Genomic DNA, 15,095 nt, shown 5'->3' on the forward strand with positions numbered 1-15,095 from the left:
TGGCTTCAGAGAAAGCTATAGGGATCGACATCCACGGCGCGTTTTACACCTGACGGTAGTTTTGTTTTTGCCAGCCATTCGCGCAGCACGGCAGGCACATCGACATCCCGCGCCGCCCGCAGCAGCAGCCGTTCGCGGAACCGGCCGCGCAGGTAATGCAGCGGCGCCGGTGCCGGGCCCAGCACCTGCAGGCTGCGGCCCTCGCCGCGCGGCGCCGTGCGGGCAAGGTCGCGGGCGGCGGCCTGCACGGCGCCCTGGTCGGCGCCGCTGACAATGATCGCCGCCAGCCGGCCGAACGGCGGCATCAAGGCGCGCTGGCGTTCGGCCATCTCGGCGGCGATGAAGCCGGCGCCGTCATGGCGGCTGAGCGCGGCGATCACCGGATGCTCGGGCATGAAGCTCTGCAGCAGCACGCGACCGGGATGTTCGGCGCGGCCGGCACGGCCGGAGACCTGGGTCAGCAGCTGGTGGGTCCGTTCGGCGGCGCGCGGATCGCCGCCGGCCAGGCCGAGATCGGCATCGATCACACCGACCAGCGTCAGCAATGGGAAGTGATGACCCTTGGCGACGATCTGGGTACCGATCAGGATGTCGATCCCGCCGCTTTCCATCCGTTCCAGCATGTCGGAGATCTGGCGCGGCGTGTTCGCGGTATCCGACGCCATCACTGCCAGCCGCGCCTCGGGGAACAGCGCGGCGGCTTCTTCCGCCAGCCGCTCGACGCCGGGGCCGCAGGCCTTGAAATGGCCCTCGGCACCGCAGGCCGGGCAGGCCCTGGGCAGGCTTTGCTGATGACCGCAATGGTGGCATTGCAGGCGGCCGTGGCGGCGATGCTCGACCAGCCAGGCCGCACAGTTCGGACATTCGAGGCGATGGCCGCAGGCACCGCAGAGCGTCAGCGGCGCATAGCCGCGACGATTGAGGAACAGCATGGCCTGCTCGCCGCTGGCAATGGTGCCGGCCAGCGCGGTGACCAGGGCGGGAGAGAGGAAGCGCTGCGCCGGCAGCTTTTCCTTGCGCATGTCGATCACCGATACCGCCGGCAGCACGGCATCGCCATGGCGCTGCGGCAGCACGGCATGGGCATAGCGCCGGCGCGCCACGTTATGCAGGCTTTCCAGCGACGGCGTCGCCGAGGCGAGCACCACGGCGATGCCTTCCAGCTTGCCGCGCACCACCGCCATGTCGCGGGCGTTGTAGATCACGCCCTCTTCCTGCTTGTAGGAGCCGTCATGCTCCTCGTCGACGACGACGAGCCCGAGATCGGCATAGGGCAGGAACAGCGCCGACCGCGCGCCAATCACCACCTTCGCCTCACCGCGACTGATCGCCCGCAAGGTCGCGGCGCGGCGGGCTTCGGTCATTTCCGAATGCCAGGCCCAGGCCGGCGCGCCGAAGCGCTGTTCGAAGCGGTCGAGCGACTGCTGGGTCAGCGCGATTTCGGGCAGCAGCACCAGCGCCTGGCGGCCCAGCTTCAGCGCCGCGGCGATGGCCTCGTAATAGACCTCGGTCTTGCCGGCCCCGGTGACGCCTTCGAGCAGGGTCACCGAGAAATCGCGCGCGTCCACGGCGGCACACAGCGCGGCGGCCGCCTCGGCCTGGGCGGTATTGAGCTGGCGGCCCGGCCGCTGCCAGTCGGGCGGCGGCGGGGCACGAAACGCCGGCACCGCGGTGGCCGCCAGCGCGCCGAGTTCGACCAGCTTGCGCACCACCGCCGGCGACACGGCGGCGGCCTCGGCCAGTTCGGTGGCACTGAGCCCCGGCTGCGCGCCGGCAACCCGCAGCACGCGGTCGCGCTGTTCGCTCGGCCGCATCTCGACGGCGGCGCCCAGCGACAGCACCTGGCGTTCCGGCGGCGCCTCGATCAGGGCGCGCGGCTCCGGCAGGCACATCTTGAGCACCGCACCGGTCGGATTGAGCGTATAGCCCGCCACCCAGTCGACCAGCCGGCGTAGGGCCGTGCCCAATGGCGGCGCGTCGCAGCGGCGCAGCACCGCCTTTGCCACCTTGCCCGGCGGCAGCGGCTCGGCGGCGCCGTCCCAGACCACGCCGAGCAGCACCCGGGTACCGAACGGCACCTCGACGATATCGCCGGGCGCCAGCGGCGCAGCAGGACCCGGCCGGTAGCTGAACGGCTCGGCCAGCGGCAGCGGCAGCAGGACCCGGACGAGGCCCCTGTCTTTGAGGGGGCCGCTGTCTTTGGGGGTGCCGGTATCGGAAGGAGCGGATGTCAAGGGCGCGTTACGGTGGCAGGGCCGGAGGGGATCGGATAATGTTAACCATGTGCATATAGCATCGCGACCGATTCGGGCAGCCATGTCATCGCCCACGGAGCTTAACCCTATGAAATTTTTCGTCGATACGGCCGATATTGCCGAGATTACCGAGCTGAACGACACCGGCCTGCTGGATGGCGTCACCACCAATCCGTCGCTGGTAGCCAAGACCGGCAAGGATTTCGTCGCCACGGTGAAGGAAATCTGCCGGCTGGTGAAAGGCCCGGTCTCGGCCGAGGTGACCGCCACCGACCACGAGACCATGCTGGCCGAGGGCCGCAAGCTGGCCGGCATCGCCACCAATATCGCGGTGAAGGTGCCGCTGACCATGGACGGGCTGAAGACCTGCAAGGTGCTCAGCGACGACGGCATCATGGTCAACGTCACGCTGTGCTTCTCGCCCGCCCAGGCGATCCTCGCCGCCAAGGCCGGCGCCAGCTTCATCTCGCCCTTCGTCGGCCGGCTCGACGATATCGGCCATGACGGCATGGCCCTGATCGCCGACATCGTGCAGATCTACAACAACTACTCCGATTTCCAGACCGAGGTGCTGGTCGCCAGCATCCGCCACCCGATGCATGTGATCGAGGCCGCCAAGCTCGGCGCCGATGTCTGCACCGTGCCGCCTGCCGTGCTCAAGGCCCTGGTGAAACATCCGCTGACCGACAAGGGGCTCGACGCCTTCCTGGCCGACTGGAAGAAGACCGGCCAGAGCATCCTCGGAGGCAACTGATGGCCGACCACAGCGCACCGGCCGCCGCCCCGGCCGATCTCGTCTCGCTCCACGAGGCCGAAGTGGTGGCCTGGCTGAAACAGCATCCCGACCTGCTGCTGCGTCATCCCGATCTGTGCGACATCCTGCAGCCGCCGGAACGCCGCAGCGGCGACAATGTCGTCGACCTGCAGCGCTTCATGGTACAGCGCCTGCAGGGCGCGCTGGCGCGCGCCTCCAATGTCGGCAACGAACTGCTGGATGCCAGCCGGCAGAACCTGTCGGCGACCCAGCGCGTGCATGCCGCCGTGCTCATGCTGCTCGAGGCCGGAAACTTCGAGCATATGATCCACATGGCGACCCAGGACTGGACCGACCTGCTGGAGGTCGATGTCATCAGCCTCTGCGTCGAGGGCGACCCCGAGCGCATGCAGGAGATCGCCACCGGCGGCGTCGTCATACTGCCGAACGGCGCCATCGACACCCTGCTCGGCGCCCTGCCGGCGCTGGCCCGCGACCAGACCGAGGCCGCCGAGTGGCTCTACGGCCCGGCCGCCAGCCTGGTGCGTTCAGATGCGCTGGCGCGGCTCGATTTCGGCCCGACCGCGCCGCAGGCCATGCTGGCGCTCGGTTCGCGCGAGGCCGACAAGTTCCAACCCAACCAGGGCACCGAGCTGCTGCAGTTCCTCGCCGGCGTGCTCGGCCGTTCGGTGCGCGCATGGCTCGACCTGCCGCAGCCCTGACCGACGGCACGACAGCAGAAGAAGAACGCCTGCCGTTCTTCCTCGCCGCCGACGATGTGAAGGCGGCCGCCGAAGCCTGGTATCGCTGGCTGAAGAAGGAAAAACGCTTCGCCTTGCATACCTTGCGCGCCTACGGCCAGGACCTCGCCGGCTTCCTCGCCTTCCTGGCCGAGCACCTCGGCAATGCCGCCACGCTCGACGACCTGCGCGGCCTGCGCCAGAGTGATTTCCGCGCCTACCTGAGCCGCCGGCGCAACGACGGCCTCGCCGCCACCTCGCTGGCGCGCAGCCTCAGTGCCGTGCGCAGTTTTTTCCGCCGCCTGCAGCGCGACGGGCTGGTCGACAATGCCGCCGCCAACCTGATCCGCACGCCGAAACGGCCGCACAGCCTGCCCAAGCCGCTCAGCGTCGCCGCCGCCGAACAGATGATCGAGACGGTCGACAGTGCCGATGCCGCGCCCTGGCTGCAGGCGCGTGATACGGCGATCCTGACCCTGCTGTGGGGCGCCGGCCTGCGGCTCGGCGAGGCGCTGGGCCTCAACGGCGACCAGAGTCCGCAGGGCGACAGCCTGACCGTCACCGGCAAGGGCAACAAACAGCGCATCGTGCCCATCCTGCCTGTCGTGCGCGACGCGATCGCGACTTACGTGAAGCTCTGTCCCTGGCCGATCGCCGCCGGCACGCCGCTGTTCTACGGCGCGCGCGGCAAGCGGCTCGATCCCGCCATCGTGCAGAAGGCGATGCGCGACGCGCGCCGGGCATTGGGTCTGCCTGAAACGGCAACGCCCCATGCGCTGCGGCACAGCTTCGCCACGCATCTGCTGGCCGCCGGCGGCGACCTGCGCACTATCCAGGAACTGCTTGGCCATGCCTCGCTGGCCACCACCCAGCGCTATACCGAGGTGGATGCCGAGGCCCTGCTCAACGTCTATAAAAACGCCCACCCGCGGGCGCGGGCGGGCGTCTAGTCCCAGATGATCAGCTCGCCGCCGGCAGGCCGGTGAGATAGCCGACCGCGCCGCCGAGCTTGCCCCGGGCATCGGCGTAATTGGCGCGGATGATCGGATCGAGCGTCTCGTAGACCTTCACATGCAGGCCGCCGGTGACCTTGCCATCGGCGGCCTTCTTCAGCTCCCAGTCGGCGGCATGCTGGAAGTTGCTCATGATGTAGGTGAAGCCGTTGATGTCGTCGGCCGCCTGCAGGCCGGTCGATTCCGCGCCGGACGGCGCCGACATGATGCGCGACAGCTGCCTGGTGTCGACGTTGAAGGCCCACAGGAAGTTGTTGACGTGCAGGCCACTGTCCTCGCCGATGAACAAAGTGCGCAGCTTCTCGGAGAACTTGATGTTGTCCGGATTGCCGATCCTGTCCGGATGGGCAAGGTTGCCGAGCGCATCCGGCGCCTTCAGGTCCTCGCCGACCAGTTCGGGCACGGCGGCCATATGCACCGGCACCCACTCGCTGTGGATCGCGGCACCGGCATCGTCCTTCTGGCCACCACGCAGCGTATGGGCATAGACGGCACCGGCATTTGGCCCTTCGACCGAGATGCCGCCGGAACCGTCGGTCATCGCCTTCTGGATATAGCTCATCGCCGAATAGGCGATCTTGTCCTTCACGTTGACGGTGGTGCCTTCCATCTTGGTGAAGCCGAGGCTGCCGCCCTTGAACGCCGCATAGCGGTGGGTTTCGAGGAAGGCGGCGGCCTTCTCCTGGCCCGGCTTGAACTTCACCCAGTTCGGCTTGCCGCCGAACGGAATCTTCGTATAGCCGGCATCCTGCGGATCGGCCGTCTTCACATCGGCGATATCGGCAATGGTCAGCCTGTCGGCCAGCGCCCGGATCTCGGCGCTGGTGGCATGGCCGAGCTTGATCCAGCTCAGGTCCGCCGAACCGCCATTGGCGGCCGTCTTCTGATGCCATTTCGCCACATAGAGCGTGCCGGCGCTGAGGTCACGGGCCTTGTCGGCCACGAACATGAACAGGCCGCCGTTGGTGGCATCGTCTCCCATCAGCGCGGTGCGTTCGTCCGGCATCATCTGCACCAGCTCGTGCGAGATGCGGCCCATGCAGAAATGCTTCTTGATGCTGCCGGTGCCATCGGCATGCACGGTGATTTCCGGCAGGTGGCCGTAATGATAAGGATTGGCCTTCTGCGGATCGCCGTAGAGATTCTGGCTGAAGCCGTGGAAGCGCTTGTCGCCGGCGACGGCGGCTGCGTCGGGTTCGTATTCCTCGCTCGACAGATGGGTCCCCCACGGCGACAGGCTGGCGCCGCAGGTGATCCACAGGCCATGCACCGACGAGGTATCGACGACCGAATATTTCACCAGCTTGAGGTGGCCGCTGGCCTTGTCCTGGTCCAGCGTGAGTACGGCGACCGGCGAGGGCAGCTGGGCATACATGTTCGCGCCGGCGGCATTCTCGCTGGTGTATTCGAACTGCACCACGGCGAAAACCGTATTGCCGTGCACGCCCTTGACGGCCGGCTTGGCCAGCTTGATCAGGCTCATGCCGTCCGGGCAGTCGGAGAAGAACTGCGGCTTGGTCGGCTGCGGCGACGAGGCATCGAGGATCGGCTTGCCGGCGATGTCGTAATAGCCGCCGGCAAGCACCAGGCCGCCCTTGCCGTCCGGCACCATCTGGCCGGTGACGAAGAACGGCTGATAGGCAAGCTGGAAGGCTTTCGTGCTGCCGTCCGCATAGGTGACCGCCATGCTGGAGCCGACCGTGGTCGATGCCATGGCAGCCGGATTGTCGAGACCCGGTGCCGGCATCGAGACGAAATGTGCCGCCTTCGCCGCCGTCTTGGCCATGGCGCCGGTCGCGACCAGCAGGCCGGCCGAGCCGGCCATCAGCGAGGAGGCGACGGGCAGCAGCGGGATGCTGGCGACCATCTTCAGGGCATCACGGCGCGAGGCGGTCCGCGGGGCGGTGGTCGGTTTTGCGGTCTGGGTCGTCATGGGGGGCTCCGGAGTAAGCAATCGCGCGCAGCTGAGTCGCGCGGCGCCATGCTAGCCTTGGATTATGACAATTATGCTCTGCCCCCAGCTGCCCTCTGCTTTGCCCCGATGGCCGTTCCTGTCATACTGGCGCCGCCCCGCCCGCCGCCGACCGAGACGACCATGACGCACCGCCGGATTCTGCGCCGTGTCCTGATCCTGCTGGCCCTGCTGGTGACCCTGCCGCTGCTGGCCAGCGGCGTGTCGGTCGCCACCCAGGAGCATCCGCACTGGTCGGCCAGCCGCTGGGACAGCACCGGCCTCGCCCCCGATCCCGCCATCACGCCGGATGCCGTGGTGCAGGTCTATGCCGCCCGGCTGTGGGGCTGGCGCGGCGTCTTTGCCGTGCACACCTGGATCGTCGCAAAGCCCGCCGGCGCCCGGCAGTATACCCGCTATGAGGTGGTCGGCTGGGGCCGGCCGGCGCTGCGGGTCAGCAACCGGATTCCCGATGGCTACTGGGCCGGCAACCCGCCCGCCCTGCTGCGCGACATCCGCGGCCCGGCCGCCGCGGCGCTGATCCCGCGGATCGCGGCAGCGGCGGCAGGCTACGCCGACCGTGAGGATTACATCACCTGGCCCGGCCCCAATTCGAACAGCTTCACGGCGCATGTCGCCCGTGAGCTTCCCGAACTCGGCCTGCAGCTGCCGCCGACCGCCATCGGCAAGGACTGGCTCGGCACCGGCCGCCTGCTCGCCCCGGCGCCGAGCGGCACCGGCTGGCAGGTCTCGCTGTTCGGTCTCGCCGGCGTTACCGTGGCCATGCGCGAGGGACTGGAGCTGAACCTGCTCGGCCTGACCATCGGGATCGATATCCTGCATCCGGCGGTGAAATTGCCGGGCCTCGGCCGGCTCGGGCTGCCGCTCGCGCCCGGCGAAACCACCGGTTGAGCTTCACAGATGCGTTATCCATGCATCGACCTGATACACCGGGGTGTTACACTGCATCCGCGCCGGACGTGTTAGCCATACTGCATGCCGCGCCGGGCCATACACCGGGGCGGCAGTATCGACGACACATCCATCAGGAGCCTCTCATGAACCGCAACACCGCCTATCTTGCCGCCTCTGCCGTTGCCGCCGCGCTGGCCATTGGTGCGCTGTCCGGCGCCGCCCAGGCCCAGAGCAAGACCGAGAAATGCTTCGGCGTTGCCAAGGCCGGCAAGAACGACTGCCAGACCGCCACCTCGTCCTGCGCCGGCACCTCAAAGAAGGACGGCCAGACCGATGCCTGGCTGGCGGTGCCGACCGGCACCTGCGTCAAGATCGTCGGCGGCAGCCTCGAGTCGAAGAAGAGCTAAGCCACGTGAGGGCGGCGCGCGCATGACCGATCAGGCTCCGATGCCATCCCGCCAGCCGGCCGAGGCCACCGCGCAGATTGCGCCGCGGCCGTCGCCGGAGCGGGCCGGAATCGGCCTGCGCGCGCCGCACCATCACGCCCTGCTGGAGACCCGGCCGGCCATTGGCTGGCTGGAGATTCACGCCGAAAACTACATGGGCGGCGGCGCGCCGCGGCATTATCTCGAACAGGCCCGCGCGCTCTGGCCCATCTCGGTGCATGGCGTCGGCCTCGGGCTCGGCGGCAGCGAACCGCCGGATGCCGGCCATCTCGACCGGCTGGCGACGCTGGTCGACTGGCTGCAGCCGGCATTGGTTTCCGAGCATCTCGCCTGGGTCGGCGTCGACGGCCGCTATTACAACGACCTGCTGCCGCTGCCCTATACCGCCGACAGCCTCGACCATGTCTGCCGCAATGTCGGCATCGTGCAGGACCGCCTGCAGCGGTCGATCCTGATCGAGAATCCGGCGACCTATCTGCGCTTCCGCGAAAGCCAGATCGCCGAGGCGGAATTCCTCAGCCGGCTGGTCGAACGCAGCGGCTGCGCCATGCTCTGCGACGTCAACAACATCTACGTCTCCAGCGTCAACCATGTCGGGCTGGAAGCCGCCCCGGCAGTGGCTGCCGCCTATCTCGACAGCCTGCCGGACGGCATCGTCGGCGAGATCCACCTGGCCGGCCATGCCGAGAATGACGCCGATGGCCGCCTGATCCTGATCGACGATCATGGCGGGCTGGTCGCCGAGCCGGTCTGGGACCTCTACGCCGCCGCCGTGCGCCGCTTTCCGCGTGCCGTCACCCTGCTGGAATGGGATAGCAACATCCCGCCGCTCGACCATCTGGTGGCCGAGGCCGCCCATGCCGACCGCCGCCGCGCCGCCGCGCTCAGTGCGGCAACACCCGATTCCGCCCCGGACCCGTCCGATGAACGCGCTGCTTGACCGCCAGCGGGAATTCGCCGCCGCGCTGACCGGCTCGTTGCACAGCATCGCCGAAAAGGTGATCGGCGACGCGATCCCGGCCGAGGGTCGCGTGCAGATTTACGCCAACCATTTCCGCGTCAGCCTGCTGGATGCGCTGGCCGGCACCTTCCCGGTGACCCGCGCGCTGGTCGGCGAGGCCTTCTTCGCCCAGACCGCCCGCGCCTTCCTGATCTTCGAGCCGCCGCGCAGCCCGGTGGTGGCGCAGTATGGCGCCGGCTTCCCCACCTTCCTGGCCGCACTGCCCGACCTCGGCGGCCATAACTACCTGCCCGATGTCGCCGCCTTCGAATGGGCGCTGAATGTCGCCTATCACGCCGAGGATGCCGCCCTGCTGCGGCCCGAGGACCTGCCCGATCCCGATGCGGTCGGCCGCATGCGCTTTCCGCTGCATCCCTCGGCCCAGCGCCTGTCGACGCCGTTTCCAATCACCCAGATCTGGCAGGTGCATCAGCCCGATGCCGAGCCGGTCGACCGCATCGTGCTGACCGATGGCGGCGAACGGCTGCTGATCTGGCGGCAGGAGATCGATGTCTGCTGGCGCAAGCTCGAGCCCGGCGAGGACCAGTTCCTCGCCCATCTCGCCGCCGGCGATCCGCTCGGCACGGCGGCGCTGGCCGCCGCAGCCGCCGACGACGCCTTCGATTTCGCCGGCAGTTTCACCTGGATGCTCGACAGCAGCATCTTCGTGCAGGCCGCCCCGTTATCCGACCCTTCCTGACAACCGCGACTGGACCGAACCGATGACCCGACAGACCGGGATTGCCTCCCTCTGGATCCGCCTGACCGACCTGCTGGCCCGGTTTCCGATGCCGCTGATCCTGCTGATGGTGCGGATCGGCATCGCCATGGTGTTCTGGAAATCCGGCCTGACCAAGGTAGTCACCACCGAGTCCGGCAACTGGCCGCTGCTGCCGCTGCAGGTCACCGACGGCGCACTGTCGCTGTTCGAAAGCGAATACACGGTGCCGCTGCTGCCGCATGTGCTGGCCGCCTGGCTGGCGGCGATCACCGAACTGTCGATGTCGGCGCTGCTGGTGGTCGGCTTCGCCAGCCGCTTCGCCGCCGCCGCCCTGCTCGGCATGACCTTTGTGATCCAGGTCTTCGTCTATCCCGGCAACTGGCCCGACCACCTGTTCTGGGCCGGCGCACTGGCGCTGGTGCTGACGCGCGGCGCCGGGCCGGTCTCGCTGGACGGCCTGGTCCGCAGCCGCCTTATCGGCTAGCCGACCCGAAGTTCCAGGAGCGGAGCATCGCCATGCGTAGAATCATCCCGCCCCTGGCCGCGCTGCTGACGCTCGCCGTTTTTTCCCCGGCCTACGCTGGGTACGTCGGGACCCTGGAGACGCCGTCCTTCACGGTGACCATCAAGAACAACTGCGAGGAAGGCGTCGTCAGTTGCGACGACGTGACGTACACGGGCGTCTCGAAGAAGAACGGCAGCCGCATCACCTTGAAGGGGGAGACACTGCATACTTATTCGGCGGACGGCACACCCAGCCGTTTCCTCGGCTACGAATTCCGGTCAGGCGATTACGTCTATCAGGCGTTGGAAGACGGCACCCTCTGGGTGACCAAGGGCGGCAAGGACGTCCTCGTCGAACACGGTAAATGGGACTGGTAATACCGGCGCTGCCTGAACCGGCCTAATCCAGCCAGGCGAAGGCGGCCAGCAGCAGGGTCTCGACGCCGGTCTTCAGCGTCGGGTGGATCACCGGCGCGAAGAACGGCGAGTGGTTGACCGGGATCGGTTCGCCGCCGCTCTGGGCCGCGGCGAGCCTGGCCGGATCGGTGCCGCCGACCCACCAGAACACCGACGGCACGCCCCAGGCGGTGCCGAACAGGCCGAAATCCTCGCTGCCCGACAGGGGATCCATCTCGGTCAGGCGCGCCGCGCCGAAATGCGCACCCATGGCGCCCACGGTTTTCGCCATCGCCGCCTCATCGTTGACCGTGAGCGGGAAGCGGCTGATCTCGCGGATCTCCGGCATCTTCGGCGCGCCGGACGCGGTCGCCTCGGCCTCGATGATGCGCTTGACCGACTCGAGCACGCGGCTGCGCACGGCTTCCTTGAAGGTGCGGATGTTCAGGCGCAGCAGGGCCTCGTCGGGGATCACATTCTCGTTGAAGCCAGACTGGATGGTGCCGACGGTGACCACCGCATTGTCGGCCATCGCCACTTCGCGCGAGACCACGGTCTGCAGGCGCATCACGGTGGCCGAGGCCATCACCACCGGATCGATGCTGTTCTGCGGCTGCGAGCCATGGGCGCCGCGGCCGACCATTTTCACTTCCCAGCTGTCGGCCGCCGACATGGCGATGCCGGGGCGGTAGCAGATCTGCCCGGCCGGCTGCGGGATCAGATGCTGGCCCAGCGATACCGTCGGCTTGGGGAATTTCTTCACCATGCCGTCGGCCAGCATGGCGGCCGCGCCGGCGCCGATTTCCTCGGCCGGCTGGAACACCGCCATCACCGTGCCGCGCCACAGTTCGCGCGACTCCGACAGCAGGCGGCTCGCCGCCATCAGCCAGGTGACATGCATGTCATGGGCACAGGCGTGCATGATCGACACCGACTGGCCGAAGCGGTCGGTGCCGGCCGCCTTGCTGGCATACTCGAGGCCGGTCTTCTCCTTCACCGGCAGGCCGTCCATGTCGGCACGCAGCAGGATGCAGGGGCCCTCGCCGTTCTTCAGCAGGCCGACCACGCCGGTCTTGCCGATCTGGCGATGCACCTCGAAGCCGTATTTTTCCAGCCAGTCGGCGGCGATGCCGGCGGTGCGCACCTCCTGCATCGACAGTTCGGGATTCTGGTGCAGGTCGACGTAGATGCGCTCCAGCTCGGGCAGCAGGGCGTCGATCTTCTCAAGAACGGCCGCCTTGTCGGATGCCTTGGACTTGCTCTGCACGTTCATGGGGAGAATCCTTTTTGCAGCGGGACTCAGTTGAAGATGGGCAGGGCCGACAGCCGGTCGCCGCGCAGCCGCGGCAGGCCCGGCCGGGCCAGCAGGAAGTCGTCGCAGGCGTCGTCGATCTCGTCGAGCAGGGCGAGAATCTCCTGCCCGATGCGCAGCGCATCGGCCGGCGGCAGGGCATCGGGATGCTCGACAAGGCCCAGCAGGCGCAGCACATGGCGTTGCTGCGCCCGCTGTTCCGGCGACAGCCCGGTCTCGTCCGTTTCGGTATCGCACCAGCGGCACATGCAGGGATTTGAGTATATCGTTTGCCTGCGGTCAATCCCGGCGGGCAGGGATCGGTGTTTTGTATATTATACGCCGGGCGATGCCGCAGCCTTGCGCGCGGTCCACAGCAAGGCCACCGGACCGAGCAGCGCGCCCAGTCCCATCACCGCCAGCCCGATGCCCCAGGTAACAATGCTCTGGCCGCCGGCGGCATGTTCGACCTGGTCGAGCGCCAGGCCGACGCAGAGCGGCCCCAGCACCGAGATGCCGAAACCGAAGGCCGAATGCACCGCCATGGTCGATCCGCGATGGGCCGGTTCGGCGGCTGCCAGCATGCCGGCGGTGAGTGCCCCGGAATCGCCGCCGATGAACACGTAATAGACGGCGCTGTAGACCAGCACGGCCCAGACCGGCAGCCCCGCCGTGAAGCCGAGCACCAGGCCCATCAGGCCGGAAATGCCCATGATCAGCACCAGCGCGCGGCGGCGGCCGATCTTCAGCGCCAGTTCGTTGCCGAGCAGGCTGGCCGGCAGGCCGATCAGGGTGATGATCGCCGCCAGCACGGTGGGGCTCGGCAGGCTGGCGGCCACGGCAGCATCGCGCGCCAGCACGAAGACGAGGAAGGCGGTCAGCCAGGCCCGCATGGCGGTCAGCTCGAAGCCATGCGCCGCATAGCCGATGATGTAGCCCATGGCGTCGCGGTTGCGCAGCACCGGCTTCAGCGCGAACAGTGGCCGGCCGTTGGCATGCTGTGGCGGCTGCGGCTTCAGAGCCACCCAGGCGGCCACGGCCGAGACCAGGCAGGCGATGCCGACCACGGCGAAGCTGATGCGCCAGCCATAGCGTTCGGCCAGCAGGCCGGTCACCGTGAAGCTGAGCGAGATGGCGATGGAATAGCTGGCCGTGTAGAAGGTCACCGCGCGGCTCTGCTCGCCGCCCTTCAGCCGGTCGGTCAGCGCACGCAGGCCGGGCATATAGACCGCCGCCTGCCCGGCACCGCCGATGGCGCGCAGCAAGAAGCCCGACCAGAAGCCATCGGCGAAGACCGCGAAGGCCAGCGTGCTGATGCCGGTGACGGCACAGCCCAGCACGAAAACCGTGCGCGCGTCGAAACGGTCGGTCAGCGTCACCGCCGGCGTGACCAGCAGCATGTAGCCCAGATAATAGACTCCGGCGATCCAGCCGGCCTCGGTCTTGGTCAGATCCCAGGCGGCGATGAAATCGGTCAGCAGGGCCGGAAAGCTGGCGATGGGCAGGATGGCCAGCACTTCGAGGCCGGATAGCAGCAGGATCAGGTGACGCGACGACATGATCGACTCGGGATGCGGTCTGCGGGGAGACGGATTCGGGGGTGGGCGCCGGCGGGGGACATGCTATCCTTGTCATGCAGTATTCATCCTTCTCGCCTAAACCGCCAGAGGACCGGGCCAGCCCGGCCGCCCTGGACAGAAAAAATCAAGGACCACAGATCCCATGCTGCGACCCAACCGCCGTTCCTTCCTGCTCGGTTCCGCCTCTGCCGGCCTCGGCGTCCTGGCGCTCGGCCCGCTGGCCGGCTGCGCCTCCGGCCCGGCCTCCCCCGCCGATCTCGCCGCCGTGCCGCCGGTGGTCTTCGTGCACGGCAACGGCGACACCGCCGCGCTGTGGCACACCACCTTCTGGCGCTGGGAGAGCAACGGCTTTGCCCGCAACCGGCTGTTCGCCGTCGATTTCCCCTACCCGCTGTCGCGCAGCGTCGATGCGACGCCGCAGCGCCTGCGTTCCTCGACCGAGGAACAGCGCGAGCAACTGGAACAGATCGTCGCCGAAGTGATGCGGCGCACCGGCGCGCCGAAGGTGGCACTGGTCGGCTCGTCGCGCGGCGGCAATGCCATCCGCAACTACATCAAGAACGGCGGCGGCGCCGCCAAGGTCAGCCATGCGGTGCTGTGCGGCACGCCGAACCACGGCGTCATCGTCTCCGACAAGGTTCTGGTCGGCAACGAGTTCAACGGCGCCTACATGTTCCTGCGCCAGCTCAACGAGCCGACCGAGACCGTGCCCGGTCCGGCCTGGATGACGACGATGAGCGACCACAACGACAAATACGCCCAGCCTGACGGCAAGTATCTCGGCATGCCCGGCACGCCGACCGGTGTGGGCTATGACGGTCCGGCACTCAAGGGCGCCAAGAATGTGATCCTGCCGGGCCTCGACCACCGCGAGACCGCCTTCGCGCCGGCCGCCTTCGGCGCGGTATGGGAATTCATCACCGGCGCCGCCCCGGCCACCACCGGCATCACCGTCGAGTCCGGCCTGGTGCTGAACGGCAAGGTCAACGACATGCCCGGCGGCGTGCCGACCAACCTGCCGGTCGCCGGCGCCGTGGTGGAAATCTGGGAGACCGATCCGGCTACCGGCGTGCGCCGCCAGATGGTGCATCGCAAGGAGACCGGCGCCGATGGCTACTGGGGCCCATTCACGGGCAGTACCAAGGCGACCTACGAATTCGTCGTCACCACGCCGGATGCGCCGACCACCCATATCTACCGCTCGCCCTTCCTGCGCTCCTCGGCCATCGTGCACCTGCGCGCCGCCAAGATGAGTGCGGATGACCACAAGGCCGGCAGCGTGGTGATCCTGGACCGCCCGCGCGGCTATTTCGGGCAGGGCCGCGACAAGGTGCTGATGGACGGCCAGCCGGCACCGGGCATCGCCGAAGGCGTGCCGTCGGTCTCGACCGCGACGCTCCGCCTGGCCGATGCGCCGCCGCGTGCGGTGACCACATCGTTCAATGCCGAGCAGATCGCGGTGCAGACCTGGCCGGCGAAGGACAACCACGTCTCGGTCGCCGAGCTGCATTACTGAGGAGCCATCGTCC

Annotated in this window: 15 protein-coding genes; 10 read left to right on the forward strand and 5 right to left on the reverse strand. The window is 68.1% G+C overall.

Going from position 1 to position 15,095, the window contains the following annotated elements:
* Positions 1–5 precede the first annotated feature (5 nt).
* Positions 6–2,318: a primosomal protein N' gene (locus ACFOOQ_RS03555; protein ID WP_379721884.1), complete on the reverse strand. Its 2,313-nt coding sequence runs from the start codon at positions 2,316–2,318 to the stop codon at positions 6–8.
* Between the two features lie 25 nt (positions 2,319–2,343).
* Between ACFOOQ_RS03555 and fsa the strand changes: the two genes are divergently transcribed.
* Genes fsa through ACFOOQ_RS03570 form a run of 3 tightly spaced genes read left to right on the forward strand, consistent with a single transcriptional unit; the run spans position 2,344 to position 4,699 of the window.
* Positions 2,344–3,009 (forward strand): fructose-6-phosphate aldolase, encoded by a 666-nt coding sequence (gene fsa / locus ACFOOQ_RS03560; protein WP_379721886.1) that lies wholly within the window; start codon positions 2,344–2,346, stop codon positions 3,007–3,009.
* The gene (locus ACFOOQ_RS03565; protein WP_379721888.1) at positions 3,009–3,731 is read left to right on the forward strand and encodes a DUF484 family protein; all 723 of its coding nucleotides are present in this window, start codon (positions 3,009–3,011) and stop codon (positions 3,729–3,731) included. The genes fsa and ACFOOQ_RS03565 overlap by 1 nt, the downstream gene beginning before the upstream one ends.
* On the forward strand, positions 3,707–4,699 hold the full coding sequence (locus tag ACFOOQ_RS03570) for a tyrosine recombinase XerC (protein WP_379721889.1): 993 nt from the start codon (positions 3,707–3,709) through the stop codon (positions 4,697–4,699). The genes ACFOOQ_RS03565 and ACFOOQ_RS03570 overlap by 25 nt, the downstream gene beginning before the upstream one ends.
* Before the next feature lie 10 nt (positions 4,700–4,709).
* On the opposite strand, the gene ACFOOQ_RS03575 is transcribed toward ACFOOQ_RS03570, so the two are convergent.
* On the reverse strand, positions 4,710–6,695 hold the full coding sequence (locus ACFOOQ_RS03575) for a PhoX family protein (protein WP_379721891.1): 1,986 nt from the start codon (positions 6,693–6,695) through the stop codon (positions 4,710–4,712).
* Positions 6,696–6,857: 162 nt separating this feature from the next.
* Here ACFOOQ_RS03575 and ACFOOQ_RS03580 point away from each other — a divergent pair, with 162 nt between their 5' ends.
* The 6 genes from ACFOOQ_RS03580 to ACFOOQ_RS03605 all read left to right on the forward strand — a co-directional run bounded on the left by ACFOOQ_RS03580 (position 6,858) and on the right by ACFOOQ_RS03605 (position 10,677).
* Positions 6,858–7,625: a DUF3750 domain-containing protein gene (locus tag ACFOOQ_RS03580; protein ID WP_379721892.1), complete on the forward strand. Its 768-nt coding sequence runs from the start codon at positions 6,858–6,860 to the stop codon at positions 7,623–7,625.
* Between the two features lie 146 nt (positions 7,626–7,771).
* Positions 7,772–8,035, forward strand: a complete 264-nt coding sequence (locus tag ACFOOQ_RS03585; protein WP_379721894.1) for a BufA1 family periplasmic bufferin-type metallophore — start codon at positions 7,772–7,774, stop codon at positions 8,033–8,035.
* Positions 8,036–8,057: 22 nt separating this feature from the next.
* Positions 8,058–9,014: an MNIO family bufferin maturase gene (gene bufB, locus ACFOOQ_RS03590; RefSeq protein ID WP_379721896.1), complete on the forward strand. Its 957-nt coding sequence runs from the start codon at positions 8,058–8,060 to the stop codon at positions 9,012–9,014.
* A complete protein-coding gene (locus ACFOOQ_RS03595) occupies positions 8,998–9,774 on the forward strand; it encodes an HvfC/BufC N-terminal domain-containing protein (protein ID WP_379721898.1) in 777 nt (258 codons plus the stop codon). Before bufB ends, ACFOOQ_RS03595 begins: the two co-directional genes overlap by 17 nt.
* 22 nt (positions 9,775–9,796) lie before the next feature.
* Positions 9,797–10,279 (forward strand): DoxX family protein, encoded by a 483-nt coding sequence (locus ACFOOQ_RS03600; protein WP_379721900.1) that lies wholly within the window; start codon positions 9,797–9,799, stop codon positions 10,277–10,279.
* 32 nt (positions 10,280–10,311) lie between these two features.
* Positions 10,312–10,677 carry a hypothetical protein gene (locus ACFOOQ_RS03605; RefSeq protein WP_379721902.1) on the forward strand — a complete coding sequence of 122 codons (366 nt, stop codon included), beginning with the start codon at positions 10,312–10,314 and terminating at the stop codon, positions 10,675–10,677.
* A gap of 22 nt (positions 10,678–10,699) precedes the next feature.
* Here ACFOOQ_RS03605 and ACFOOQ_RS03610 read toward each other — a convergent pair whose 3' ends face one another.
* From ACFOOQ_RS03610 to ACFOOQ_RS03620, 3 genes are all read right to left on the reverse strand, one after another.
* A complete protein-coding gene (locus tag ACFOOQ_RS03610) occupies positions 10,700–11,968 on the reverse strand; it encodes an amidohydrolase (protein WP_379721904.1) in 1,269 nt (422 codons plus the stop codon).
* A gap of 26 nt (positions 11,969–11,994) precedes the next feature.
* Complete coding sequence (locus ACFOOQ_RS03615) at positions 11,995–12,255, reverse strand: hypothetical protein (RefSeq protein ID WP_379721906.1); 261 nt, start codon at positions 12,253–12,255, stop codon at positions 11,995–11,997.
* A 66-nt stretch (positions 12,256–12,321) separates the two neighbouring features.
* The gene (locus tag ACFOOQ_RS03620; protein ID WP_379721908.1) at positions 12,322–13,545 is read right to left on the reverse strand and encodes an MFS transporter; all 1,224 of its coding nucleotides are present in this window, start codon (positions 13,543–13,545) and stop codon (positions 12,322–12,324) included.
* 163 nt (positions 13,546–13,708) lie between these two features.
* On the opposite strand from ACFOOQ_RS03620, the gene ACFOOQ_RS03625 reads away from it, so the two are divergent.
* Positions 13,709–15,082, forward strand: coding sequence for an alpha/beta fold hydrolase (locus ACFOOQ_RS03625; protein ID WP_379721909.1), 1,374 nt, complete (start codon positions 13,709–13,711; stop codon positions 15,080–15,082).
* Positions 15,083–15,095: the final 13 nt, after the last annotated feature.

Source organism: Ferrovibrio xuzhouensis, assembly GCF_042648965.1.
GTDB classification, from domain to species: domain Bacteria; phylum Pseudomonadota; class Alphaproteobacteria; order Ferrovibrionales; family Ferrovibrionaceae; genus Ferrovibrio; species Ferrovibrio xuzhouensis.